The organism is Streptomyces prunicolor NBRC 13075 (assembly GCF_000367365.1).
In the GTDB taxonomy this organism is placed as follows: domain Bacteria; phylum Actinomycetota; class Actinomycetes; order Streptomycetales; family Streptomycetaceae; genus Streptomyces; species Streptomyces prunicolor.
Window position 1 is genome coordinate 64,830 of record NZ_BARF01000051.1, and the last position, 23,431, is coordinate 88,260.

26 protein-coding genes are annotated in these 23,431 nt (G+C 70.1%); 16 read left to right on the top strand and 10 right to left on the bottom strand.

Annotated features, from left to right (window positions below; all coding sequences use genetic code 11):
* Positions 1-31: 31 nt before the first annotated feature.
* Entirely contained in the window at positions 32-985 is a 954-nt protein-coding gene (locus SPR02S_RS23265; protein ID WP_019059403.1) for a DMT family transporter, read from the bottom strand.
* A 74-nt stretch (positions 986-1,059) separates the two neighbouring features.
* Between SPR02S_RS23265 and SPR02S_RS23270 the strand changes: the two genes are divergently transcribed.
* Positions 1,060-1,962 carry a LysR family transcriptional regulator gene (locus SPR02S_RS23270; protein WP_019059404.1) on the top strand — a complete coding sequence of 301 codons (903 nt, stop codon included), beginning with the start codon at positions 1,060-1,062 and terminating at the stop codon, positions 1,960-1,962.
* Positions 1,963-1,985: 23 nt separating this feature from the next.
* On the opposite strand, the gene SPR02S_RS23275 is transcribed toward SPR02S_RS23270, so the two are convergent.
* A complete protein-coding gene (locus tag SPR02S_RS23275; RefSeq protein WP_026150808.1) occupies positions 1,986-2,453 on the bottom strand; it encodes a pyridoxamine 5'-phosphate oxidase family protein in 468 nt (155 codons plus the stop codon).
* Between the two features lie 151 nt (positions 2,454-2,604).
* On the opposite strand from SPR02S_RS23275, the gene SPR02S_RS23280 reads away from it, so the two are divergent.
* Entirely contained in the window at positions 2,605-3,246 is a 642-nt protein-coding gene (locus SPR02S_RS23280) for a cysteine hydrolase family protein (protein WP_019059406.1), read from the top strand.
* Between the two features lie 3 nt (positions 3,247-3,249).
* Here SPR02S_RS23280 and SPR02S_RS23285 read toward each other — a convergent pair whose 3' ends face one another.
* On the bottom strand, positions 3,250-3,726 hold the full coding sequence (locus SPR02S_RS23285; protein WP_019059407.1) for a Rieske (2Fe-2S) protein: 477 nt from the start codon (positions 3,724-3,726) through the stop codon (positions 3,250-3,252).
* Positions 3,727-4,057: 331 nt separating this feature from the next.
* Here SPR02S_RS23285 and SPR02S_RS23290 point away from each other — a divergent pair, with 331 nt between their 5' ends.
* The 8 genes from SPR02S_RS23290 (at position 4,058) to SPR02S_RS23325 (ending at position 11,933) form a co-directional block, all read left to right on the top strand.
* The gene (locus SPR02S_RS23290; RefSeq protein WP_019059408.1) at positions 4,058-5,764 is read left to right on the top strand and encodes an MFS transporter; all 1,707 of its coding nucleotides are present in this window, start codon (positions 4,058-4,060) and stop codon (positions 5,762-5,764) included.
* Positions 5,765-5,823: 59 nt separating this feature from the next.
* A complete protein-coding gene (locus tag SPR02S_RS23295) occupies positions 5,824-6,576 on the top strand; it encodes a HipA family kinase (RefSeq protein ID WP_043258445.1) in 753 nt (250 codons plus the stop codon).
* Positions 6,573-6,989, top strand: a complete 417-nt coding sequence (locus SPR02S_RS23300) for a DUF3037 domain-containing protein (RefSeq protein ID WP_019059410.1) — start codon at positions 6,573-6,575, stop codon at positions 6,987-6,989. Before SPR02S_RS23295 ends, SPR02S_RS23300 begins: the two co-directional genes overlap by 4 nt.
* A gap of 140 nt (positions 6,990-7,129) precedes the next feature.
* On the top strand, positions 7,130-7,891 hold the full coding sequence (gene fabG / locus SPR02S_RS23305) for a 3-oxoacyl-ACP reductase FabG (RefSeq protein WP_019059411.1): 762 nt from the start codon (positions 7,130-7,132) through the stop codon (positions 7,889-7,891).
* 30 nt (positions 7,892-7,921) lie between these two features.
* Positions 7,922-8,683 (top strand): SDR family oxidoreductase, encoded by a 762-nt coding sequence (locus SPR02S_RS23310; protein WP_019059412.1) that lies wholly within the window; start codon positions 7,922-7,924, stop codon positions 8,681-8,683.
* A gap of 199 nt (positions 8,684-8,882) precedes the next feature.
* On the top strand, positions 8,883-10,460 hold the full coding sequence (locus SPR02S_RS23315) for an ABC transporter substrate-binding protein (protein ID WP_019059413.1): 1,578 nt from the start codon (positions 8,883-8,885) through the stop codon (positions 10,458-10,460).
* Between the two features lie 112 nt (positions 10,461-10,572).
* Complete coding sequence (gene ung, locus SPR02S_RS23320) at positions 10,573-11,256, top strand: uracil-DNA glycosylase (protein WP_019059414.1); 684 nt, start codon at positions 10,573-10,575, stop codon at positions 11,254-11,256.
* Positions 11,257-11,357: 101 nt separating this feature from the next.
* A complete protein-coding gene (locus tag SPR02S_RS23325) occupies positions 11,358-11,933 on the top strand; it encodes a hypothetical protein (protein ID WP_019059415.1) in 576 nt (191 codons plus the stop codon).
* A 37-nt stretch (positions 11,934-11,970) separates the two neighbouring features.
* On the opposite strand, the gene SPR02S_RS23330 is transcribed toward SPR02S_RS23325, so the two are convergent.
* On the bottom strand, positions 11,971-12,459 hold the full coding sequence (locus SPR02S_RS23330) for a hypothetical protein (protein ID WP_019059416.1): 489 nt from the start codon (positions 12,457-12,459) through the stop codon (positions 11,971-11,973).
* Between the two features lie 170 nt (positions 12,460-12,629).
* Positions 12,630-13,142: a DinB family protein gene (locus tag SPR02S_RS23335; protein WP_019059417.1), complete on the bottom strand. Its 513-nt coding sequence runs from the start codon at positions 13,140-13,142 to the stop codon at positions 12,630-12,632.
* A gap of 106 nt (positions 13,143-13,248) precedes the next feature.
* Between SPR02S_RS23335 and SPR02S_RS23340 the strand changes: the two genes are divergently transcribed.
* A complete protein-coding gene (locus tag SPR02S_RS23340) occupies positions 13,249-14,160 on the top strand; it encodes a Gfo/Idh/MocA family protein (protein WP_019059418.1) in 912 nt (303 codons plus the stop codon).
* Here the strand turns inward: SPR02S_RS23340 and lnt are convergent.
* Together lnt and SPR02S_RS23350 are read right to left on the bottom strand one after the other, a co-directional pair.
* Positions 14,078-15,652, bottom strand: coding sequence for an apolipoprotein N-acyltransferase (gene lnt, locus SPR02S_RS23345; protein WP_019059419.1), 1,575 nt, complete (start codon positions 15,650-15,652; stop codon positions 14,078-14,080). The two genes, SPR02S_RS23340 and lnt, sit on opposite strands and share 83 nt — an antisense overlap.
* A gap of 77 nt (positions 15,653-15,729) precedes the next feature.
* Positions 15,730-16,221: a nuclear transport factor 2 family protein gene (locus tag SPR02S_RS23350; protein ID WP_019059420.1), complete on the bottom strand. Its 492-nt coding sequence runs from the start codon at positions 16,219-16,221 to the stop codon at positions 15,730-15,732.
* Positions 16,222-16,313: 92 nt separating this feature from the next.
* Here SPR02S_RS23350 and SPR02S_RS23355 point away from each other — a divergent pair, with 92 nt between their 5' ends.
* The gene (locus SPR02S_RS23355) at positions 16,314-17,054 is read left to right on the top strand and encodes an SDR family NAD(P)-dependent oxidoreductase (protein ID WP_019059421.1); all 741 of its coding nucleotides are present in this window, start codon (positions 16,314-16,316) and stop codon (positions 17,052-17,054) included.
* A gap of 56 nt (positions 17,055-17,110) precedes the next feature.
* Here the strand turns inward: SPR02S_RS23355 and SPR02S_RS56165 are convergent, their stop codons facing one another.
* Both SPR02S_RS56165 and SPR02S_RS23370 read right to left on the bottom strand, forming a co-directional pair.
* On the bottom strand, positions 17,111-17,290 hold the full coding sequence (locus tag SPR02S_RS56165) for a hypothetical protein (protein WP_043258438.1): 180 nt from the start codon (positions 17,288-17,290) through the stop codon (positions 17,111-17,113).
* 251 nt (positions 17,291-17,541) lie between these two features.
* Positions 17,542-18,417: an undecaprenyl-diphosphate phosphatase gene (locus SPR02S_RS23370; protein WP_019059424.1), complete on the bottom strand. Its 876-nt coding sequence runs from the start codon at positions 18,415-18,417 to the stop codon at positions 17,542-17,544.
* 318 nt (positions 18,418-18,735) lie between these two features.
* On the opposite strand from SPR02S_RS23370, the gene SPR02S_RS23375 reads away from it, so the two are divergent.
* The 3 genes from SPR02S_RS23375 to SPR02S_RS23385 are packed head-to-tail and all read left to right on the top strand — an operon-like array spanning position 18,736 to position 21,643.
* Positions 18,736-19,974, top strand: a complete 1,239-nt coding sequence (locus tag SPR02S_RS23375) for a Gfo/Idh/MocA family protein (protein ID WP_086021651.1) — start codon at positions 18,736-18,738, stop codon at positions 19,972-19,974.
* A complete protein-coding gene (locus tag SPR02S_RS23380; protein WP_019059426.1) occupies positions 19,971-20,903 on the top strand; it encodes a DUF6807 domain-containing protein in 933 nt (310 codons plus the stop codon). The genes SPR02S_RS23375 and SPR02S_RS23380 overlap by 4 nt, the downstream gene beginning before the upstream one ends.
* Positions 20,900-21,643, top strand: a complete 744-nt coding sequence (locus tag SPR02S_RS23385; RefSeq protein ID WP_373283331.1) for a cupin domain-containing protein — start codon at positions 20,900-20,902, stop codon at positions 21,641-21,643. The genes SPR02S_RS23380 and SPR02S_RS23385 overlap by 4 nt, the downstream gene beginning before the upstream one ends.
* Positions 21,644-21,652: 9 nt before the next feature.
* Here SPR02S_RS23385 and SPR02S_RS23390 read toward each other — a convergent pair whose 3' ends face one another.
* Positions 21,653-22,126, bottom strand: coding sequence for a winged helix-turn-helix transcriptional regulator (locus tag SPR02S_RS23390; RefSeq protein WP_019059428.1), 474 nt, complete (start codon positions 22,124-22,126; stop codon positions 21,653-21,655).
* Positions 22,127-22,244: 118 nt separating this feature from the next.
* Between SPR02S_RS23390 and SPR02S_RS23395 the strand changes: the two genes are divergently transcribed.
* Positions 22,245-23,429 carry a thiolase family protein gene (locus tag SPR02S_RS23395; protein WP_043258446.1) on the top strand — a complete coding sequence of 395 codons (1,185 nt, stop codon included), beginning with the start codon at positions 22,245-22,247 and terminating at the stop codon, positions 23,427-23,429.
* The last annotated feature ends 2 nt before the right edge of the window (positions 23,430-23,431 follow it).

Sequence of the window (23,431 nt, forward strand, 5' to 3'; positions counted from 1 at the left end):
CACCGGTTCCCGGGCACCTACGGCCCGACGGCTAGCGGTTCTCTCTCGGCCGCACCTGCGTAAGTCCCGCCCCCGCCAGCACGATCACCGCCCCGACCGGAGTCGACCAGGTCAGCGACTCGCCCAGGATCGCGACGCCCGCCGCCGCGGCGATGACCGGGATGAAGTACGTGACCATCTGGGCGGTCGTGGGGCCGACTTCGGCGACCAGGCCGTACTGGACGAGGAGGGCGAGACCCGTGCCCAGAGTGCCCAGTGCGGCGATCGCCAGCAGGGGGAGGAGCGGGAAGTGGGCCGGCACGGACGTGAACAGCGAGGTGATCGCGGCCAGTTGGAGGGTGGCCAGGAGCAACTGGGCGCCCGTCAGCGAGAGATGCGACGCACCGGTGCCCGCCAGTGTGCGGCGGACGTAGATCCAGCCGATCGGGTAGCTGAGCGAGGCCAGCAGGGCCATCGCCGTGCCTCTGGCGTCCAGGCCGCTGAAGCCCTGCCAGGCGCCCAGGACGGTGAGGACGCCCAGGAAGCCGAGGCCCAGACCGGCCACGCGGACGCGGGTCGGGCGGTCCTCGGAGAGGGCGACCAGGGACAGTGCCATGCCCCACAGCGGCGAGGTCGCGTTGCAGATGCCCGCGAGCGTGGACGGGATCGTCAGCTCGGAATAGGCGAAGAGGGAGAACGGCAGGGCGTTGAGCAAGAACGCGGCGACCGTGAGGTGGGCCCAGATGCGCGCGCCGCGCGGCAGCCGCTCCCGCTTCACCGCCATCGCCGCCGCGAGCACCACCGTCCCGAACAGCAGCCGCCCGAAGGTGACTTGGAAGGGTGCGTAGCCATGGGTGCCCACCTTGATGAGCAGGAAGCTGAAGCCCCAGACGAGGGAGAGCGCCCCGAACCGCAGCCGCCAGTCGAGGGCGCGGCGGGGGAGGGGTGAGGTGGTAACCCCAGCCTGCTTCGGGGCGGCATCGGCGGTGGTACTGACTGTGCTCATGGGTAACAAGATCCTGGCCTAGACCTCGTAGCACAAGCGAGATTCCGCGCCAGCTATCTCGTAGTATCGCTTACATGTTGAACCTGGAGCGCCTGCGCACCCTGGACGCCCTCGCCCGGCACGGCTCGGTCAGTGGTGCCGCCGAGGGGCTGCATGTGACGACCTCGGCCGTGTCGCAGCAGATGGCCAAGCTGGAGCGGGAGGTCGGGCAGCAGCTCCTCGCCAAGAACGGGCGGGGGGTGCGGCTCACCGACGCCGGCCGGCTGCTCGCGGAGCACGCGGGGCGCATCCTCTCCCAGGTGGAGCTGGCCCAGGCCGACCTGGAGGCTCAACGCGGGCAGGTGGTCGGCGAGTTGAGGATCTCCGCGTTCCCGACCGCCGCCCGCGGCCTGTTCCCCACCGCGCTCGCCGCCCTGCGCGCCCAGCACCCCGCGCTGCGCGTCCGCTCCACGGAACAGGAGCCGGAGCGCGGCATCGCGGGCGTCGTGCGCGGCTTTCTCGATCTCGCGGTCGTCCTCGACTGGTACAACAAGCCGATGCCGCTGCCGGACGGCCTGGTGAAGGCGCCGATCCTGGACGACCCCGCCGACGTGGCGATGCCGGTCGGCCATCCGCTGGCCGGGCGCGCAGAGGTGGACCTCGGCGAGTTCGCCGAGGACGAGTGGATCACCTGGGCCGAGGGCGAGTTCTGCCACGAGTGGCTGATGTTCACCCTGCGCTCCCGCGGCATCGAACCGATCATCGGCCACCGCGCCGCCGAGACACACACCCAACTGGGCCTGGTGGCCGCCGGGTTGGGTGTGTGCGTCGTACCCCTGCTGGGCCGCAACCCGATGCCCGCCGGAGTCGTCACCGTCCCCCTGAAGCAGCGGGTCCGCCGCCATGTCTACGTCGTCTGGCGCGCCGACGCCGACCGCCGCCCGTCCATCCGCGCGGCGGTCGAGGCGCTGCGGGCGGCGGCCGAGACCGTCGGCTGAGCGTCCGCCCGGGAGCAACTCGCCTACAGCGCCGCCAACTTGCGGAAATCCCAGGATGCGAGCGTGTCCGGCGTCAGCCGTATCCACGCGTGCCGGCCGTCGTACGGCATCGCGTCCAGGCCGAAGTTCTTCTGCGCGAACAGCTTCTCCACGGCGACGAGTTCGGGATGTGGCTCGCCCGTGCGCGGGGCCTCGCCGACGAACTCGACGGTCCCGGACAGCTCGACGCCCCGCAACTCGTCGTAGGCGTGCCCGCCGTCGATCACCACCGCGACGCGCGGGTCGCGGCGCAGGTCCGCCCAGCGCTTGCTGCGTGTGATCGAGTACAGCCAGAGCGAGGTGCCGTCCCAGACGAACCAGAGCGGGCTGACGTGCGGGGCCCCGTCCGCGGAGGCGGTCGCGACGCGGCAGGTGCGCTCGGTGGCGAGGAACTCGTCCAGTTCCTCGGGTGTCATCATGATCTTCCGGCCTCGACGCTGAGTGGCGGTCATGCGATCCCCTTCGGCTACGGCTCGTCGAGCGGCGGGCAGCCGCTTCTGACGCTACGTCAGAAGCGGGGCCGGAGAAGCGTCGGCCGTCTTCCCTCCGCACGCGATGCTCGTTACTGTCGCCCGCCCCGGCCGTCGACGACAAGGGAGAGCCATGCCGTCGCACGCACAACTCAGTGAGATCCTCGACACGGTGAGCACTGCGCTGCTGACCGTCGAATGTCAACAGGGGGTGGTCGGACCGGACAGCGCACTGCCCGAACTCGCCCTCGCCGCACGCCAGTCGGGCGCGCTCGCCAACGTGGCCCGACTGGTCGCCGCCGCGCACGAGAGCGGGGTGCAGGTGATCCATGCCGTTGCCGAGCGCCGGCCCGACGGCCGGGGCGCGAACCGCAACGCCCGGCTGTTCCGCGCCGCCGAACGCCTCCCCGTACAACAGCTGTCGGGCACCACGGCGGTCCGCGTGGCACCCCCGATCGAGGTCGCCGACGAGGACTTCGTCGTACGACGGCTGCACGGTCTGTCGCCGATCCAGGGCACCGAAGTCGACGCGCTGTTACGCAACTTGGGCTGCCGCACACTGATCGTCACCGGCGTCTCGGCCAATGTGGCGATTCCCAACGCGGTGTTCGACGCCGTCAACCGCGGCTACACCGTCGTCGTCCCCAGGGACGCCATCGCGGGGGTGCCCGCTGACTACACCCCCGCGATGATCCGCAACACCCTCGCATTGGTCGCTACGGTCGCGACCACGGACGAGGTGCTGGGCTGTCTCAAACGACCGCGCCGAGGCTGAACGTCACGCCAGCGTGATGGAGTCCCCGGACACGGTGATCTGCTCGGCGGGCAGCGCCGTGGTCGCGGGGCCCTTCTTCACGCTGCCGTCCGTGACGGAGAACTCGCTCTTGTGGCACGGACAGACGATGACGCCGTTGCTGATGCTGCTCACCGCACAGCCCTGGTGGGTGCACTTCGACGAGAACGCCTTGTACGTGCCCGCCGTCGGCTGGGTGACCACCACGCCCTGGCTGGCGAAGATCTTGCCGCCGCCCTCGGGGATGTCGGTGGTTTTCGCCAGTTCGGTGCCGCCCGCGTCGCCCTGGGCAGTGGTCGAGCCGGACGTGCTGCTGGAGCTGGACGTGTCCGAGGAGTCCGACGACGAGTCGTCGCTGGACGAGCACGCGGTCAGCGCGACGGCGAGTCCCGCCGCGCCGACCGCCGCCAACGCGGTGCGACGGGACGGCGCCGTAACGGGTTCGAACGATTCGCTGGTCATGCTGACGTTCCTTCCATGGGAAGCATTCGTGGGTGTGCAAAGGGGTACGAGGTGCGGGTGACCGTCGTTCAGACGGTGTCGAGAGCTTGGCCTTATCGAGATCAGGAAGACGTAAAACGTCCCTGTCGGTCAGCTGTCGGCCGCGTATAAGGCCTGATCAGGCACCTGTAACAGCCCCCAGCAACAGGCGCGGGCAACCTGCGGCGACGTCCAAGGAAGTCATGTCGCACATCTAGCCGTACCGACTGGTCGGTACTAGCCTCCGCCGGAACGGAAGGAGCCCCCACCTCCCACCGCCCCCTTCGTCCCCGCACGTTCCAAAGGGAGTCGTATGCCCTCCGCCTCCGCACCTTCCGACACGCGAGGCCCCGGTGCCGCCGCGTTCGGCACCGGCGCTCGCGGCTCGCTCGCGCGGCTGTACCGCCGCGACCTGGCGGCGTATCCGGCCACCGGGCGACGCATGTCGTACCTGGCGATCGTGGTGGTCACGACCGTCGTGCTCTACTACATGCTCTACATCCAGTACGCGGTGGCGACGTCGATCATCACCCACTTCGACATGACCTACCGCTACTTCGTGTGGGTCTCGGTCATCGGCAACGCGATCGGCGCCTTCGCCTCCCTCGTGGCCGGCCTCGCGGACCGCTGGGGACGGGCGAACCTCGTGGTCTACGGACTGCTGGTCGCCGCGCTCCTCGTCTTCTTCGGACTGCCCAACGCGGGTGACAAGACGGCCTACTTGGTGCTGTTCGCCGTCGTGAGCTTCATCGAGGGCATCGTGCTGGTCGCGACGCCGGCGCTGATCCGCGACTTCTCACCGCAGCTCGGCCGAGCCACCGCGATGGGCTACTGGACGATGGGGCCGGTCATCGGCAGCCTGGTCGTCACCTCGGTCACCAGCAGTACGCTCGACACCGCCGGTTGGCAGGACGAGCTGCGCTACTCCGGGGCGGCCGGGCTGGTCGTGTTCGTCATCACCCTGATCGCCCTGCGCGAGCTGTCGCCGGGGCTGCGCGACCAGATCATGGTCAGCCTGCGCGACCGGGCCCTGGTGGAGGCGCGCGCCAAGGGACTGGACACCGAGGCGGTACGGCGCGGCGAGTGGCGCCAGATGCTGCGCCTGGACATCCTCGGCTCCGCCTTCGCGATCGCCGTCTTCCTGCTGCTCTACTACGCGGCCGTCGGCAACTTCGTCGTCTACTTCTCGACCACCTTCGGCTACAGCGAGCAGCGCACCAACGGCCTGGCCAACTGGTACTGGGCCGCGAACGCCCTCGCGCTGATCGTGGCAGGGCTGCTTTCCGACCGGCTGCTGGTGCGCAAGCCCTTCATGATCGTCGGCGGGATCGGTGCGATTGTGGCGACCGCGATCTTCGCCTCGCTCGCCACCCACGCGACGACCGGCTACTACACCTTCGCCTGGCTGTTCGTCGCGATCGGTGTGTTCAGCGGGGTCGCCTACGCGCCGTGGATGGCGAGCTTCACCGAGACCGTGGAGAAGCGGAACCCGGCCGCGACCGCCGCAGGGCTCGCGGTCTGGGGCTGGACGGTACGGATCGTGGTCGCCGTGTCGGCCGCGTTCATCCCGGTGCTCGTCACCTCCGTCACCCCGCTCGTCGAGCACGGCGCCGAGGTGGCGGCCGCGACGAAACAGGCCGCCCCGGCACTCGCCATCGTCGACGCGCACCCCCAACTCTTCGCCGAATTCGGCAAGTACACGCCGACCACGACGCCTCCCGCCCTGGCCGCCCAGGCGGTCAAGGAAGTCGGCGCCGCCGATCTGGCCGTCGTACAGAAGGCGCAGCCGCAGCTCAAGGTGCTCAAGGAGCACGGGCCGGACGTGCAGAAGGCCGTGAAGAACGGTCCCGGGGAGTGGCGCACCTGGTGGTGGATCTGTGTGGGCGGCCAAGTCCTCTTCCTGCCCTTCGTGTTCGTGATGGCCGGCCGCTGGAGCCCGAAGAAGGCGCGCGAGGACGCCCGGGCCCACCAGGACGCCGTGGACCGGGAGTTGGCCGCGCTCGCCACTAGCGAGGCCTGACCGCGCGGACGCGCGGGCGCTCTTGGCCGGTGATCACGCGCGATCACTATGCTCACTTCATGAAGGAAGTGATCGCGACCCGCTACATCACACCCCTGCGTGAGGGCGGCTCGCTGCCCGGGCTCGTCGAGGGCGACGACTTCGGGACGTACGTCATGAAGTTCAGCGGCGCGGGGCAGGGCCGCAAGACGCTCGTCGCCGAGGTCGTCGTGGGGGAGCTGGCCCGGCGGCTGGGATTCAGGGTGCCCCGCCTGGTGACCCTCGACCTCGACCCCGTGCTCGGCCTCGGCGAACCCGACCAGCAGGTCCAGGAACTGCTCAAGTCCAGCGGCGGCACCAACCTCGGCATGGACTTCCTGTCCGGCGCGCTCGGCTTCGACCCGCTGGCCTTCACGGTGAGCCCCGAGGAGGCCGGCCGGATCGTCTGGTTCGACGCCCTCGTCAACAACGTCGACCGCTCCTGGCGCAACCCCAACCTGCTGATGTGGCACGGCGACCTGTGGCTCATCGACCACGGCGCCACCATGATCTGGCACCACAACTGGCCCGGCGCCCAGACTTCCGCGGCCCGCCCCTACGACGCCGCCGACCACGCCCTCGCCCGCTTCGCGCCGGACGTCGCGACCGCGGCCGTGGACCTGGCGCCGAAGGTCACCGAGGAACTCCTCGCGGAAGTCACCGCCGAGATCCCCGACGCCTGGCTGACCGGCGAACCCGGCTTCGACACCCCGGACCTCCTCCGTGAGGCGTACGTGGCACCCCTCCTCGCGCGCGTGCCCTTCCTCCACGAACGCATCAAGGGACTCCAGTGACCGAGCGCCACATCATCCGCCCGAGCGAGGCGAACACCCGGGACGTCTTCGAGTACGCCCTCCTGAGGGTCGTACCGCGCATCGAGCGCGGCGAGTGCGTCAACGCCGGGGTCCTCGTCTACTGCCGCGCCCAGTCCTACGTCGGCGCCCGCACCCATCTGGACGAAGCGAGGCTGCTCGCCCTCGACCCGGCGGCCGACGTGGCCGGAATCAGGGCCGCGCTCGGCGCCGTGGAGGGCGTGTGCGCGGGCGGGGAGGCGGCCGGGCAGGCGGCCGTCGACGATGCCGGGCGGCGGTTCCGGTGGCTGATCGCGCCGCGGTCCACGGTGGTGCAGCCGGGGCCCGTGCACACCGGGCTCACCGTCGATCCGGCGGCCGAGGCGGAGCGCCTGCTGGACCTGCTGGTGAGGTAATGGATCACACCTGGCCGCGCGCACGTTGACACCGAGTGCCAGGGCTTCTAGCGTCACGACTGCCGAAGGTACTAAGCGGTCGCTCACCGGCGGGCCGCGTTTCAAGGGCGAGAGATTCTCAAGGGCGAGGAGAACCAGCAATGTCCACCACTGAGCAGCGGGTCGCGATTGTCACCGGCGGGGCGCGGGGCATCGGCGCCGCCACCGCCGTACGCCTCGCGGCCGAGGGCCGTGCGGTCGCCGTGATCGACCTCGACGAGGCCGCCTGCAAGGACACCGTGGAGAAGATCACCGCGGCCGGCGGCAAGGCCCTCGCGGTCGGCGCCGATGTCTCCGACGAGGCGCAGGTCGAGGCCGCGATCACGCGGATCGTCGCGGAGCTGGGCGCGCCGACGATCCTCGTCAACAACGCGGGCGTGCTCCGCGACAACCTCCTCTTCAAGATGAGCGTCGCCGACTGGGACACCGTCCTCGGCGTGCACCTGCGCGGCTCGTTCCTGATGACCAAGGCCGTCCAGAAGCACATGGTCGACGCGGGCTTCGGCCGGATCGTCAACCTCTCCTCGTCCTCCGCCCTCGGCAACCGCGGCCAGGCCAACTACTCCGCCGCCAAGGCCGGTCTCCAGGGCTTCACCAAGACCCTCGCCATCGAGCTCGGCAAGTTCGGCATCACGGCCAACGCCGTCGCCCCCGGCTTCATCGCCACCGACATGACCGCCGCGACCGCCGCCCGCGTCGGCATGGGCTTCGACGACTTCAAGGCCGCCGCCGCCACCCAGATCCCGGTGCAGCGCGTCGGCGAGCCCGACGACATCGCCAACGCCGTCGCCTTCTTCACCAACGAGGCGGCCGGTTTCGTCTCCGGCCAGGTGCTGTACGTCGCCGGCGGACCGCTCAACTAGGAACACAGGAACACGGGAACGCGGGAAACCATGACTGAACTGCCTGAACTCTCCGGCAAGGTCGCCGTCATCACCGGCGCCAGCCGCGGCATCGGCTACGGCGTCGCCGAGGCGCTGCTCGCCCGCGGCGACCGGGTCTGCATCACCGGCCGCAGCGAGGACGCCCTCAAGGAGGCCGTCGAGGCGCTCGGCGCCGAGCGCGTCATCGGCGTCGCCGGCAAGGCCCACGACGAGGCCCACCAGACCGTCGTCGTCGAGCGCACGATGGAGGCCTTCGGCCGCGTCGACTTCCTGGTCAACAACGCCGGTACGAACCCGGTGTTCGGCCCCATCGCCGACCTCGACCTCAACGTCGCCCGGAAGGTCTTCGAGACCAACGTCATCTCGGCGCTCGGCTTCGCCCAGAAGACCTGGCACGCCTGGCAGAAGGACAACGGCGGCGCCATCGTCAACATCGCCTCCCTCGCCGGCGTCTCCGCCTCGCCGTTCATCGGCGCGTACGGCGTCAGCAAGGCCGCGATGATCAACCTGACGCTCCAGCTGGCGCACGAGTTCGCGCCCGGCGTACGGGTCAACTCGATCGCCCCGGCGGTCGTGAAGACCAAGTTCGCCGCCGCCCTGTACGAGGGCCGCGAGGCGGAGGCCGCCGCCTCCTACCCGCTGGCCCGGCTCGGCGTGCCGTCCGACATCGGCGGCACCGCCGCGTTCCTCACCTCGGACCAGTCCGACTGGATCACCGGCCAGACCCTCGTCGTCGACGGAGGCATCCTCCTCAACGCCGGAGTCGGCTGACCGATCCGCCCGGGCGCCGATCTCTTTGCTGTTCCCTTGACGGAATCGGCGCCCGTGTCAGGACATAAAACGCGCACAGCCGAATGACAACGTCGTCATAGAAACGCTGCTCAACAGCCCCGTCCGAACCAGCTTTTCCGGGCGGGGAACTGCGGTACGGTCTGCCGACCCTTGGTACGGCGGATCGAGGAGCGTGCGTGTGTTCACCCGGAACCGAGGCCTGCGGGCAGGCACGGCGATCGCGTCGATATCCCTGATGGCCGGATGCGGTGTGTTCTCGGACGAGAATCCCGACGACCGGGGAGCCATCGTCGTCGGGACCACCAGCGCCCCCAGCACACTCGATCCGGCCGCCTCCTGGGACGGCTCCTGGGAGCTGTTCCGCAACATCTACCAGACGCTGCTGGCCTACCCGTCCGGCGCGACCACACCCGAGCCCGACGCGGCCAAGAGCTGTGCGTTCACCGACGGTTCGAACACGACGTACCGCTGCGAACTCCGCGCGGACATGAAGTTCGCCGACGGCGACACCCTCGACGCCCGGGCCGTCAAGCACTCCATCGACCGGATCCGGCAGATCGACGTGTCGGGCGGACCCACAGGCCTGCTCGGCAGCCTCGACCGGGTACAGGTCCTCGGCGACCGCGAGGTCGTCTTCCACCTCAACAAGCCCGACGCCACCTTCCCGTTCGTGCTCGCCACCCCGGCCATGTCGATCGTCGACCCCGACGACTACCCCGCGCACTCCCTGCGCAAGGACGGCAAGGTCTTCGGCTCCGGGCCGTACACCCTGAAGTCGTACGACGACGGGAAACAGGCCCGACTGGTCAAGAACGACCACTACAAGGGCTTCGCCCGGCGCGAGAACAGCGCGGTGACGATCCGCTACTTCCAGGACTCCGCCACCATGGTCAAGGCGCTGCGGGACGGGAAGATCGACGTCACCTACCGCGGCCTCGCCGCCGACGACATCATCGCCCTCCAGGGCCGCGCCTCCAAGAGCCTGCAACTGGTCGACGGCTCCGGCACCGACATCAACTACCTGGTGTTCAACCCCAAGGACAAGTGGGCCGGGAACCTCGCCGTCCGCAAGGCCGTCGCCCAGCTCGTCGACCGCGGGGCGATCACCCACAAGATCTACCGCGACACCGTGGACCCGCTCTACTCGATGGTCCCCAAGGGCCTCACCGGCCACACCACCGCCTTCTTCGACGACTTCGGAGACCCCAGCGTCCCCAAGGCCCGCAAGCTCCTCACCGACGCGGGCATCAAGCAGCCCGTCCCGCTCACCCTCTGGTACACGAGCGACCGCTACGGCTCCGAGACCGCCCTCGAATTCAGGGAACTGAAGCGGCAGTTGGACAACTCCGGGCTCTTCACGATCACCCTGAGGAGCCGCCCCTGGAAGACGTACGTGACGGGCTACCAGAAGGGCGAGTACCCGGTGTTCGGGCGCGGCTGGTCCCCGGACTTCCCCGACGCCGACAACTTCATCGCGCCGTTCGTGGGGCGGCAGAACGCGCTCGGTACGCCCTACCCGTCGACCAGGATCACCGACGTACTGCTGCCCGAGTCCCGCCAGGAGAGCGACCGGGCCGACGTGGTCAAGGAGTTCGAGGACGCCCAGCAGGTCCTGGTGGACGACGCGCGGCTGCTGCCGCTGTGGCAGGGCCGGCAGTACGTGGCCGCGAGCGAGGACGTCTCCGGCGGGGAGCAGGCCCTGGACCCGTCGACGATCATGATGATGTGGGAGCTGTACCGCAAGACCAGCTGGTGACAGGGCTCTTGGCACCCGTTGTCAGTGGCCGCCTGTAGGTTCTGGGCATGGCAGCGACCGCATCGCGCGGTCGCCCCTCATCGCAGTTGCCGCACACGGTAAGGAAGTTGACGTGACCGACATCTCCATGCTCCCCGAGTCCTGGCGCGGGGTCCTGGGCGACGAGCTTCAGCAGCCCTACTTCAAGGAGCTGACCGAGTTCGTCGAGGAGGAGCGCGCGAAGGGCCCGGTCTACCCGCCGCGCGAGGAGGTCTTCGCCGCGCTGGAGGCGACGCCGTACGACCAGGTGAAGGTGCTGGTCCTCGGCCAGGACCCGTACCACGGCGAGGGCCAGGGCCACGGCCTGTGCTTCTCGGTCCGCCCCGGGGTGAAGACCCCGCCCTCCCTGCGGAACATCTACAAGGAGATGAAGGAGGAGCTGGACCTCCCGATCCCGGACAACGGCTATCTGATGCCGTGGGCCCAGCAGGGTGTCCTGCTGCTCAACGCGGTGCTCACGGTCCGCTCCGGCGAGGCGAACTCGCACAAGGGCAAGGGCTGGGAGAAGTTCACGGACGCGGTGATCCGCGCGGTGGCCGACCGCCCCGACCCGGCGGTCTTCGTCCTGTGGGGGAACTACGCGCAGAAGAAGCTCCCGTTGATCGACGAGGAGCGCCACGTGGTGGTCAAGGGCGCGCACCCCTCCCCGCTGTCGGCCAAGAAGTTCTTCGGCTCCCACCCGTTCACCCAGATCGACGAGGCCGTCGCGAAGCAGGGCCACACCGCGATCGACTGGCGCATCCCGAACCTGGGCTGACCCCACCCGGGCCGGTCCGGGGCCGCCTGACGGGGATTGTCAGTGCCGCCGGTTAGCGTCGATGGAGACAGCCAGGGTGGCTGGCGAGTGCGGAGGACGCGGTGGCGGAGCGACAGGAGCAGGCGGCGCCGGACGCTGTGCTGACGCGGATCGGACAGGTCGTCATGCTGCACCACGGCGGCGACCGCGAGGAGGCCCGGGAGCGGCTGCTGGGCCTGTGGACGGAGCTGGGCGAGGACGGCGACCCGCTCCACCGCTGCACACTCGCCCACTACCTCGCCGACACCCAGGACGACCCGACCGACGAACTGGCCTGGGATCTCAGGGCGTTGTCGGCGGCGGACGAACTGGCGGACGGGCGGAACACCGGAAACCCCGGGGAGGCCGAAGACACCGGGGACACCGGGGACACCGGGGACGTCGGCCAGGAGGGGGCGATCGCGATCCGCGCCTTCTACCCCTCCCTGCACCTCAACCTCGCCGCCGACTATGTGAAGCTCGACCGCCCGGACGCCGCCCGCACCCACATCCGCCGCGCCCGCGCCGCCTGCACCGTCCTCGCCGACGACGGCTACGGCAACGGGGTGCGGGCCGCGATCGGCCGGCTGGAGCTGCGGCTGGGCGACGGGGGCGCGGGCGGGGGCGAGAGCTGGGGGCCGCCGAGACAGCGGCCGTAGGGTCCCGGCGGCACTGTGATTCCGGAGCCCTCTCGCCTCAACGCCCGTACGTCTGGCCGCAGATGACCGACTGCGGGCTGTCCGACTGCCAGCCGCCGTACTTCTTGCCCAGGGCGCAGACGTCCTGCGTGTTCTTGGGCACCGACTTCACCACGTCCGGAATGTCTGCGCCCGGCTGCCGGGGGTGGTGCGGCTTCGGGTGCGGATGGGGCTGGGAATGCGAGTGAGTGTGCTGAGGTGAGCGGGGGACCGGTGCCTGGGCCGCCTTCGGGGGCTGGACCGGTACGCGGTGCGGCGGATGCGTGGCGGGTTTCGGGCGGTGGGACGGGTCGATGAGTTCCAGCGCCTCCCGCGCCGGGGCCTGTACGACCTGCGGCTCCGCGCTGCCGTCCGGGCGCGGCACCGACGCGTGTGACGGTACGGCCGGGGGAGCGGGGGCCGCCGGTCGCTGGACCGTCACACAGCCGGAGAGGGCCGAGACAGCCACGGTGACCAGGAGCGTTGCGGTGGTCGTCGTTCGATGCACCCGCGCAACTCTGCTGGTTCCGGCCCCGTTTGGGACAGCGGACGGGCGGATGATGCCCCACACGGGTGATCTCCGCCCCCTTACGGACGGCGCGCGCCTGCTCCGGGTGACGGGTGTCGGGTGACGTGACGTCAGTCGCCGGTGTTAGCTGCCGGTGTCAGTCGCCGGTGTCAGTCGCCGGTGTTGCCGTCGATCCGCTCGCGGAGCAGGTCGGCGTGGCCGTTGTGCCGGGCGTACTCCTCGATCATGTGGGTGTAGATCCAGCGCAGGTTGAAGCGCTCACCGGTGCGCCGGTGCTTGCCCACGGAGACGTCGTCCAGGGCGAACCGGGCCGCGTACTCGTTCGCCACTTCGATCTCGGCCTGCCAGGTGGCGTACGCCTCCGCCCAGCTGTCCGCCTCGGTGAGATGGAACTCGCCGTCCGGGTCCTCGTCGGTGTAGTAGATCGGGTCCACCTGCTCGTCCGCCATGACCTTGCGGAACCAGCCCCGCTCCACCTCCGCCATGTGCCGCACCAGGCCCATGAGCGACAGCGTGGACGGCTCCACGGAAGCGGTCCTCAGCTGCTCGTCGGTCAGTCCCTCGCACTTCCAGGCCAGGGTGTCCCGGTGGTACTTCAGCCAGCCTTCCAGCATGGTGCGTTCGTCGGCGGTGGTGGCGGGTTCACTGCGCTCGATGGTCATGCCCGCATCCTCGCGTGCTCAGACCGCCCGCACCAACGGGTATTCCCCCGCCGTATGCTTCCGAGGAGGTACAGGAGGTACCGCTGGGCGAGCGTTGGGAGACTCCGTGAAGGTCGGCTGCATCGGACTCGGTGACATCGCGCAGAAGGCCTACCTGCCGGTTCTCGGCAGCCTGCCCGGGGTCGAGCTGCACCTCCAGACCCGCACCCCCGCCACCCTCGCCCGGGTCGCCGACGGCCTCCACGTGCCGCAGGACCGGCGGCACACGGACCTCGACGCGCTCCTCGCGCAGGGCCTCGACGCCGCGTTCGTGCACGCACCCACGATCGTGCACCCCGAGATCGTCACCCGGCTGCTGGAGGCGGGCGTACCGACGTACGTCGACAAGCCGATGGCGTACGAACTCGCCGACTCCGAGCGGTTGGTGAGGCTCGCGGAGGAGCGGAACGTGTCGCTCACGGTCGGGTTCAACCGGCGCTACGCCCCCGGGTACGCGCAGTGTGTCGACCACCCGCGCGAGTTGATCGTCATGCAGAAGAACCGGATCGGGCTCCCGGAAGCGCCGCGCACGATGATCCTGGACGACTTCATCCATGTCGTGGACACCCTGCGGTTCTTGGTGCCGGGGCCGATCGAGGACGTGACCGTGCGCGCCCGCGTCCAGGACGGACTGCTGCACCACCTCGTGCTCCAGCTCTCCGGCGACGGCTTCACCGCGCTCGGGGTGATGAACCGGCTCAGCGGCTCGGTGGAGGAGATCCTGGAAGTCTCGGGCCAGGACACCAAGCGTCAGGTCCTCAACCTCGCCGAGGTCGTCGACCACAAGGGCCAGCCGACGATACGGCGCCGCGGGGACTGGGTCCCGGTGGCCCGGCAGCGCGGCATCGAGCAGGCCGTCCTCACGTTCCTCGACGCCGTACGCGCCGGAAAGGTGCTCAGCGCCCGGGACGCGCTGGCGACTCACGAACTGTGCGAGCGGGTGGTACGAGCGGTCGCGGACCGGTCCGCCGCAGCCTGAGCGCCTGTACCCCCTCGCCGGCGCACATCGTCGCGAGGATCAGCAGCGCCATACCCACCGGCCAGGCGCCGTAGCGGACGTACGGCGTGACGCCGTGCGCGAGCGGGACGTCGTAGACCTGGGTCGTGCTCTTGTTGGTGCCCAGCCATGATCCGATGCGCCGGCCGCTCGGGCCGTAGACGGCGGAGACGCCGGTCAGGGTGGCGTGGACCATCGGGCGGCCGGTCTCGGCGGCGCGCAGGGCGGCGAGGGTGGCGTGCTGCTCCGGGGCCCAGCTGTTCTGGAACGACGAGGTCGACGACTGGGCGAGCAGGACGTCCGCGCCGTCCTGGGCGAGATGGCGGCTCATGTCGGGGAACGCGGTCTCGAAGCAGATCAGCGGGCCGATGCGCAGCCCGTGCCCCGCGTTCATCACGACCTGCTCGGTGCCGTGCCTGCGGTCCACGCCCGCCGCCTTGCCGACGGAGGTGGCCCAGCCGAGCAGGGAGCGGAACGGGATGTACTCGCCGAAGGGGACGAGCCGCATCTTGTCGTAGCGGTCGCCGGTGAGGCCGTTGGGGCCGACCAGGATCGAGCTCTTGTAGATGCCGGGCTTGTCGGAGCGCTCGGCGTCCACGTTGACCAGGATGTCGGCGCCGGTCTCCTTGGAGAGGGCGGCGATACGGCGGGCGAGATCGGGCCGCTTGGTGAGGTCGAAGCCGACGCTGCTCTCGCCCCAGGCGATCAAGTCGACGTCCTGGCCGACGAGTTGGCGGGTCAGCTGCTCCTCGCGGTCGAAGCGCCGGGCGCCGCTCTCGTCGCCGTCGATGATCCCGGGCTGTACAACGGCGATCCGGACGTGGCCGTCGACGTCGGGGCGCGGCGACCACACCCAGGCCGCCGAGGTCACGGCGGTGGTGACCAGAAGCCCGGCGACGGCGGGCACCCGCACCGCGCGGACCGCGACCAGCACGGCGACCGCGACATTGACGGCCACCACCAGGAAGCTCAGCAGCCACACCCCGCCGACGGACGCGAGCCGCAGCGCCGGTTCCACCTGCCACTGGGTGGAGCCGAGCAGCCCCCAAGGGCCGCCCAACCCCTGCCAGGACCGCACGAGTTCGACCATCAGCCAGCCCGAGGGCAGGACGAGCAGCGCGGCACCGCCCCGCCGGGGCGACGGCACGCCACCGAGGAAGCGCCGCACCAGCCAGCCCCACGGAGCCCACAGCGCGCCGAGCAGCCCCGCGATGACCACGATGAACACGCTCAGGCTCGGCACCAGCCAGCTGTGCACGGCCAGCATGAACCCGAGCCCCCCGAACCAGCCGTCGTAGACCGCCCGTCGCCCGGTCGGCGCCGAGCGCGTCAGCAGGATCCAGGGGACGAGCGCGACGTAGGCGAACCACCACAGGGACGGCGCGGGGAACGCGAACACGGGCAGGGCGCCCGCGAACACGGCGAGCAGGGAACGCCGCCAGGGGGAGACGAGCCAGTCGCCGAAGTCCTTCATGCGAACCCCCTACCCACTGGTGGCTCCGGTGTGCGTGCCGCGGCCTATCCCGGACAGCGGACGCCGAACCGGTCGTATCAGTTGACCACGGCTTCCGGGCGCCGCTCGGGAAGGCGCCGCCACTTCTCCTCCACGACGACCTCGGTCAGCCGCCAGCCGTCGTCCGCCCGCAGCAGCCCGAAGGCGTACCGCCCGCCGCACACGAAGTCGGGCGCGGTGGAACCGTCGCTGTCGTCCTCCTTGGCGAAGCGCATCGGATTGACATAGTCGGCCTGGACCCGGGCGGTGTCGTCGGTGTGCTGGTCCAGGGCTCCGAAGCGGATCCGCCGGTTGACGATCAGGTGCTGTCGCATCGGGAAGAGCTTCATGCTCTCCGCGAGCCACTCGGCGATCTGTTCAGCGTTCCCCTCGATCCCTCCGGCGGACCGGTAGTCGGCTCGCCCGTCCGGGGCGAACAGTTTCCGGTACGCCCCCCAGTCGCCGTCGTCCACCGCCACCGCGTATTCGGTGATCACTTCGTCCACGGCCAGCCGGTCCATCACAATCGCCAGTTCCACACGCTGCGTCATCGGCTCAGTGTTGGCTACGGAGGGTGTCGCGCCAAGGGGGACGCGGATACAAGGTGGGGAACATTGAGTGGTCGTCGTCGCGAGGAGTGCTGATGAAACGTCTTGTCACGGTCGTCACCGGGGGCAGCCGGGGGATCGGCGCCGCGACCTGCCGACGGCTCGCGGAGGACGGGCACGACGTGCTGGTGGGCTACCTCCGGGACGCGGATGCCGCCGAGGACGTCGCGGAGGCGGTACGGCGCGCCGGTGCCCGTTCGGTCTGCGTACGGGCTGACACGTCCGTCGAGGCGGACGTCGAGCGGCTCTTCACGGCGGCCGAGGAGCAACTCGGCCCGGTCACCGGCCTGGTCAACAACGCCGGGGTGACCGGCCCGTTCGGCCGCCTCGCCGACAGTGACCCCGCGGACCTGCGCCGGATCGTCGAGGTCAACCTCCTGGGCACACTGCTGTGTTCGCGCCGCGCCGCGCGGGTCATGACGGCACGCGGAAACGGCGTCATCGTGAACGTGTCGTCCGCCGCCGCCACCCTCGGCAGCCCCGGCGACTACGTCCACTACGCCGCGACGAAGGCCGCCGTCGATGCCCTCACGCTCGGCCTCGCCAAAGAGCTCGGCCCCGACGGCATCCGCGTCAACGCGGTCGCGCCCGGCGTCATCGACACGGAGATCCACGCGAGGTCGGGCGACCCGGACCGCCCCGAGCGGTTGGCGGCGTCGATTCCGCTGCGGCGGGCTGGCCGGCCTGAGGAAGTCGCCGCCGCGATCGCCTGGTTGATGTCGCCGGAGGCGTCCTACGCGACGGGGACGGTGGTGCGGGTGTCGGGCGGGCGGTGAGCGCGGGCCGGCACGGCTCGTCCAGGATTCGTTGCGGCTCGGCTGTGCTGTTCCGTTCAGGCCGCCGCGATGACCTCGTCGCGTATCGCCTTGGCCCACTCGACCACCAACAGCTCGTATTCCTCGCGCTCTTGGGTGGAGAGCGAGCCGCCCGCACGCAGCCAGAGTGCCCGGATCTGCTCGTTCACCTCGGAAGCAGACCGCACGGAACCAGGGGCCACGGAATCGGGGGACATGCGAACAGCCTAGGGGCAAGGACTGACACTGCGCTACCAGACGGCTACTCAGACCGTATGGGGTTGGTCACGGGCGCGGCGACCCCGGTATCCCGTGCGGGCCGGACGTGGTGAGGGCCGAAGTGCGGCAGCGGTCGAGGTACTCGGAGGTCACGCGGGCGAACTGCTGCGTCAGTACCACGAGTTGGCTCCCCCCCCCGTCCATGAACTCGATCCCGAGCCGTGGGCCCTTGCCCTGCCCGGGAGTTGACTCAGCCCGCCGACTCCGCCGCGTGCGGGCTCAGCGCGCCCGCCGTCACCAGCGCGATGATGACGATGCCGAGGGCGATGCGGTAGTAGACGAACGGCATGAAGCTCTTGTGCGAGATGAACTTCATGAACCAGGCGATGACCGCGTACCCGACCACGAACGCGATCACCGTCGCGAACATCGTCGGTCCCCACGCGACATGCCCGCCCTCCGCCGCGTCCTTCAACTCGAAGGCGCCCGAGGCCAGTACGGCCGGCATGGCGAGGAGGAAGGAGTAACGGGCCGCCGCCTCGCGGGTGTAGCCCATGAACAGGCCGCCGCTGATGGTCGCGCCCGAGCGGGAGACGCCGGGGACCAGCGCCATCGCCTGGCAGAGGCCGTAGAGCAGGCCGTCCTTGGTGTTGAGGTCCAGCAGGGTCTTGCGCTGCTTGGGGGCGCGGTGTCGGCCGCCGTTCTCATCGCGGGCCGCGAGGCGGTCGGCGATGCCGATGACGACGCCCATCACGATCAGCATCGTGGCGGTGATCCGCAGATCGCGGAACGGCCCCTCGATCTGGTCCTTGAGCGTCACGCCGAGTACGCCGATCGGGATGGAGCCGACGATCACCAGCCAGCCCATCTGGGCGTCGTGATCGCGCCGCATCTCCTTGTTCGTGAGCGACCGGAACCACGCGGCGAGAATGCGCCCGACATCTTGGCGGAAATAGATCAGCACCGCCGCCTCCGTGCCGAGCTGGGTGATCGCCGTGAAGGCGGCGCCCGGGTCCTCCCAGCCGGAGAAGGCCGCCGTCAGCCGCAGATGCGCGCTGGAGGAGACGGGGAGGAACTCGGTCAGCCCCTGGACGAGTCCGAGGATGAGGGATTCAAACCAAGACATGGAGTTACGGCGTCCAAGTGCTGATCGAGGAGGGGCAAAGGACACACCAAAACGCCGCGCGCGGTGAACGAGTGTGTGTGAGGGGCAGCGTAGCGTCCCGGTGTGACAGGCCGGACACAGGGGTTTCACGGCGGTCGCGCGACTCCGGGCCAGAGGTTTCAGGGCGGTTGCGTGCCCCCGCACACAGAGGTTTCACGAGTGGTCCGACGACTCCGGGTTCGCGGTGTTGACCAGCTGCGGGGGCGGCGCATACGTTGCAGCGGAGGAAAGCGCTTGCTGCATGCGCTCGCTGTCCCCGGAGGAGTGCTGATCACGCCCATGTCCACACAAGCCACCAACCCCGGGGCGTTCCAGCCCTTGCCACCGCTCACCGGCCGACGCATCAGAGCCGCCGTGGTCGGCGCCGGTGCCATCGGCCGGGGTTCCCATTTTCCCGCGCTCGCCCGGCTCGCCGAGGAGGGCGAGACCGAGGTCGTCGCGGCCGTTGACATCGATGCCAAGTCGGTCGAGTCCTTCTGCGCCGAGGCCGGGATCCCGCACGCCTACACCGACCTGGAGCAGATGCTCCGGGAACAGCGGCCCGACCTCGTCACCATCTGCACCCCGCCCACCCTGCACCGCGCGCAGACGATCGCCGCGCTGCGGGCCGGCGCCTGGGTCTGGTGCGAGAAGCCGCCGGTGCCGACGCTGGCCGACTTCGACGCCGTGGAGAAAGAAGAAGGCGCGGCGAAAGAAGAAGGCGCGGAGGGTGTGGAAGGGGGTGCGGAAGAGGGGCCAGGAAAGGGCACGGCCGGTGGGCCGTTCGCCTCGATCGTCTTTCAGCATCGTTTCGGGTCGGGCTCCCGGCATGTGCGGCGGCTGCTCGCCGAGCAGGCGATGGGACGGCCCCTCGTGGCGCACTGCCAGACCACCTGGTACCGCGACACCGCTTACTACGCCGTGCCCTGGCGCGGGCGTTGGGAGACCGAGGGCGGCGGTCCCGCGATGGGGCACGGCATCCACCAGATGGATCTGCTGCTCGATCTGCTCGGGCCGTGGAGCGAGGTGAAGGCCATGGCCGGGCGGCTGGTCCACGACGTGGAGACCGAGGACGTCTCGACCGCGCTGGTCCGCTTCGAGAACGGCGCGATGGCGACCGTCGTGAACAGCGTGCTGAGCCCCGACGAGGTCAGCCGTATCCGCATCGACTGCGAGCGCGCCACCGTCGAACTCACCCACCTGTACGGGCACAGCAACGACAACTGGCGCATCACCCCCGCCCCGGAGGTATCGGGCGAGGAGGTCGCGGCCTGGCAGGACTTCGGGCCGGACGTGCCGAGTTCGCACCTGGAGCAGTTGCGCGAACTCGTCGTCAGCATGCGGGCCGGCGAACGGCCGCGCAGCAGTGGCGCGGACGGGCGCACCAGCCTGGAGCTGATCACCGCGCTCTACAAGTCGGCGTTCACGGACACGACCGTGCGGGCCGGCGAGATCGGCCCCGGAGACCCCTATTACACGGCGCTGCACGGCGGCGCCCCCGGCTGGGCGCCTGTGGCGCGCGAGGAGGTGTCGGCGTGACCGGCCTACGTATCGTCCATGCCCACGGGGACCGCATCACGGTGACCGAACCGGCCACCGGCGTCGAGCTGTTCAGCTATGTGTACCGGCCCGAGGCCGCCTGGGAGGCGCCGAAGCCGTACCTCCACCCGATCCGGACCCTTGCCGGTGACGTCGTCACGGACTACCGGCCCAACGACCACCGCTGGCACAAGGGGCTGCAGTTCACCGCCTCGCATCTGTCGGGCCAGAACCTGTGGGGCGGCAACACATACGTTCACGGTGAGGGGTATCTCCAACTCCCGGAGCGGGTCGGGTCGATGGCCCATGTCGCCTTTGACGAGATCGACGCCGACGATTCGCGTCTGGTCATCGCCGAACGGCTGACCTGGCATCCGTACAGCGGTGAACTCTGGGCCGACGAGCAGCGCCGGATCGAGGTGCACGATGTGGACACGGACGCGGAGTCCGGTTCGTGGGCGCTGACCTGGACGAGCGCCGTGACGAACCGCCGTGACGAGCCCCTGCTGTTCGGCAGCCCGACCACCCACGGGCGCGAGGCGGCGGGCTACACCGGCCTCTTCTGGCGCGGCCCGCGCGCCTTCCGCGACGGCCGGATCATCGGCCCCGACGGCGAGGGCCCCGAACTGATGGGCTCCCAGGGCCCCTGGCTCGCGGTCTCCGGCGAGCACGACGGCACCGACGGCCACGCGACGATCGTCTTCGCGCACGCCCCCGAGAACGACGAGTCCGGCGCTCAGGGCACCCACCCCGATCACTGGTTCGTGCGCAACGAGCCGTTCGCGGGAATCGCCCCCTCCTACGCCTTCTACGACGAGCTGGTGCTCGACCCCGGCGACACGCTCACCCGGCGCTACCGGGTCGTCGTGGCCGACGGGGCGTGGGAGCGGGAGGAGATCGCCAAGTACCTGGAGGCGCGGCCGTGGTGAGTGCAGGGCCCGCAGGGGGTTTCTCCGGGTTGCCGGGCGGGGTCGCCGTCTCGCATCTGTCCGTCTACGACTGGCCTGCCGAGGTCGATGCCGAAATGGACGCCGGCGTGTGCGGCGGAACTCCCCATATGCACCTGACCTGTTCGGAGGGGTACGTCGTCACCGGCGGGCAGGGCGCGGTGCAGACGCTGACGACCTCCGGATACGAGGTGACGCCGCTCGCGGCCGGAACGGTCGCCTGGTTCACGCCGGGCACCATCCACCGGCTCGTCAACGAGGGCGACCTGCGCATCACCGTCCTCATGCAGAACAGCGGGCTGCCCGAGGCGGGGGACGCGGTGCTCACGCTGCCCCCGCAGTACCTCACCGACCCGGAGACGTACGCCGCCGCCACCGTGATCCCGGCCGACGCGCCCGAGGCGGAGCAGGAACGGGTCGCCCGGGCCCGGCGCGACCTCGCCCTGGAGGGCTACCGGGCGCTGCGCTCCGCCGAGGGTCCGGAGGCGCTGGCCGCGTTCCACCGGGCCGCCGCCGCACTGGTACGACCCCGGCTGGCGGAGTGGCGCGAGCGCTGGGAGCGGGGGGCGCGGGCTGCTGCTACGGCCACGGGGGCGCAGCTCGACCGGCTTGAACAGGGGGACTTCTCGCACCTCGCCGATGCCGGGGTACGGGCCGAACAGCCGTCCGCGTATGGGAAGTTCGGGATGTGCGGGCGGTTGGACGTCTACAAGGGGCAGTAGGTCTGGATCTCAGGCTGCGGTGGGGCCCGTCACCGTCCAACCGGGTGTCTGCGGGTGGGCCGTCAGGTCCTGGTGGTGGACCGGGGCGCCGCACGCCGTGCAAGTGACGGCGGGGATCAGTTCGTTGCCGCAGATGTGCTCGATCACCATGGGGCGATCGAGCTGATCCCTTCGAAGATGCCGGTCGCCCCACGCCATGAGGGTCATCAGGACCGGCTCCAGTTCGAGACCCGCCTCCGTGGGCCGGTACTCGAAGCGCTGCGGGTGCTCGCTGTAGGTCCGCCGGGTCAGGATCCCGGCGTCGACGAGGCGGCGCAGCCGGGTGGCCAGGACGTCGCGCGGGGCGCCGATGTTGCGGACCAGCTGGTCGAAGCGGCGATTTCCGAGGCACACCTCCCGTAGGACGAGCAGGGAGTACTTCTCGCCGACGAGTGCGAGGGCGTCGGCGATGGAGCAGGGGCGCGGGTCTTTGGGGGCGGCCATAGCACCCACTTTAAGGGAGGGTTTGATTTTCCAACTGACCAAGCTATCGTGAGTTTGGATTTCCTACTCACTAGTAGTTCTGGTTGCTGTTCCCTTGATCGTTGTGGAGGCCCGCACGATGTCTGTAAAAATTGCGCGTGACGCAGTGATCGTCGAAGCCGTACGCACGCCCGTAGGCAAGGGCAAGCCGAACGGCTCCCTCGCCCAGGTCCACCCCGTCGAACTCCTCTCGCACACCCTGCGCACCCTCGTCGAACGCACCGGCATCGACCCGGAGACGATCGACGACGTCATCGGCGGCACGGTCACCCAGGTCGGTGAGCAGGCCGTGAACATCACCCGGCAGGCCGTGCTGTCCGCCGGTTTCCCGGAGTCGGTGCCCGCGACCACCGTGGACCGCCAGTGCGGCTCGTCCCAGCAGGCCGTGCACTTCGCGGCGCAGGGCGTGATCTCCGGGGCGTACGACATCGTCGTGGCCTGCGGAGCGGAGTCCATGGGGCGTGTACCGATGGGGTCGAGCGTGCTGCCCGGCACTGACCCCTTCGGCCCCGGAGTCGCCGGGCGCTACCCGGAGGGCCTCGTCCCGCAGGGCATCAGCGCCGAACTCATCGCCGCCAAGTGGTCGATGACACGGGACCAGTTGGACGCCTTCGCGGTCTCCTCGCACCGGAAGGCGGCCACCGCCTGGGACGCGGGACTGTTCGACGCCCAGGTGACACCCCTGGCGGGCGCCTCGCGCGACGAGTGCGTACGGCCCGGCAGCACCGCCGAGATCCTCGGCGGTCTCAAGCCCGCCTTCTACGACGCGACGTACGCCGAGCGCTTTCCGCAGATCGAGTGGAACATCACCGCCGGCAACTCCAGCCCCATCAATGACGGCGCCTCCGCCGTGCTCATCACGTCCAGCGAGACGGCGGCCCGTCTCGGCCTGCGCCCGCTCGCCCGGCTGCACAGCTTCGCGGTGACCGGTTCCGACCCGCTGCTCATGCTCACCGGCGTCATCCCGGCCACCGAGAAGGTGCTGCGCCGGGCGTCGCTCACCCTCGACGACATCGACCTGTTCGAGGTCAACGAGGCGTTCTCCAGCGTTGTGTTGGCCTGGCAGCAGGAGACGGGTGCGGATCTCGCCAAGGTCAACGTGCACGGTGGGGCCATCGCGATCGGGCATCCGCTCGGGGCGAGCGGTACGCGGCTGACGACCACGCTGGTGCACGCGATGCGGGACCGGGGGGCGCGTTACGGGCTGCAGACGATGTGCGAGGCGGGGGGTCTCGCCAACGCGATGATCCTTGAGGCGGTCTGATC

Bases quoted from the DNA above. Each gene is read 5' to 3' on its own strand.
- SPR02S_RS23265 (WP_019059403.1), bottom strand. From the start codon at position 985: ATGAGCACAGTCAGTACCACCGCCGATGCCGCCCCGAAGCAGGCTGGG.
- SPR02S_RS23270 (WP_019059404.1), top strand. From the start codon at position 1,060: ATGTTGAACCTGGAGCGCCTGCGCACCCTGGACGCCCTCGCCCGGCAC.
- SPR02S_RS23275 (WP_026150808.1), bottom strand. From the start codon at position 2,453: ATGACCGCCACTCAGCGTCGAGGCCGGAAGATCATGATGACACCCGAG.
- SPR02S_RS23280 (WP_019059406.1), top strand. From the start codon at position 2,605: ATGCCGTCGCACGCACAACTCAGTGAGATCCTCGACACGGTGAGCACT.
- SPR02S_RS23285 (WP_019059407.1), bottom strand. From the start codon at position 3,726: ATGACCAGCGAATCGTTCGAACCCGTTACGGCGCCGTCCCGTCGCACC.
- SPR02S_RS23290 (WP_019059408.1), top strand. From the start codon at position 4,058: ATGCCCTCCGCCTCCGCACCTTCCGACACGCGAGGCCCCGGTGCCGCC.
- SPR02S_RS23295 (WP_043258445.1), top strand. From the start codon at position 5,824: ATGAAGGAAGTGATCGCGACCCGCTACATCACACCCCTGCGTGAGGGC.
- fabG (WP_019059411.1), top strand. From the start codon at position 7,130: ATGTCCACCACTGAGCAGCGGGTCGCGATTGTCACCGGCGGGGCGCGG.
- SPR02S_RS23310 (WP_019059412.1), top strand. From the start codon at position 7,922: ATGACTGAACTGCCTGAACTCTCCGGCAAGGTCGCCGTCATCACCGGC.
- SPR02S_RS23335 (WP_019059417.1), bottom strand. From the start codon at position 13,142: ATGACCATCGAGCGCAGTGAACCCGCCACCACCGCCGACGAACGCACC.
- lnt (WP_019059419.1), bottom strand. From the start codon at position 15,652: ATGAAGGACTTCGGCGACTGGCTCGTCTCCCCCTGGCGGCGTTCCCTG.
- SPR02S_RS23350 (WP_019059420.1), bottom strand. From the start codon at position 16,221: ATGACGCAGCGTGTGGAACTGGCGATTGTGATGGACCGGCTGGCCGTG.
- SPR02S_RS23355 (WP_019059421.1), top strand. From the start codon at position 16,314: ATGAAACGTCTTGTCACGGTCGTCACCGGGGGCAGCCGGGGGATCGGC.
- SPR02S_RS56165 (WP_043258438.1), bottom strand. From the start codon at position 17,290: ATGTCCCCCGATTCCGTGGCCCCTGGTTCCGTGCGGTCTGCTTCCGAG.
- SPR02S_RS23370 (WP_019059424.1), bottom strand. From the start codon at position 18,417: ATGTCTTGGTTTGAATCCCTCATCCTCGGACTCGTCCAGGGGCTGACC.
- SPR02S_RS23375 (WP_086021651.1), top strand. From the start codon at position 18,736: ATGTCCACACAAGCCACCAACCCCGGGGCGTTCCAGCCCTTGCCACCG.
- SPR02S_RS23390 (WP_019059428.1), bottom strand. From the start codon at position 22,126: ATGGCCGCCCCCAAAGACCCGCGCCCCTGCTCCATCGCCGACGCCCTC.
- SPR02S_RS23395 (WP_043258446.1), top strand. From the start codon at position 22,245: ATGTCTGTAAAAATTGCGCGTGACGCAGTGATCGTCGAAGCCGTACGC.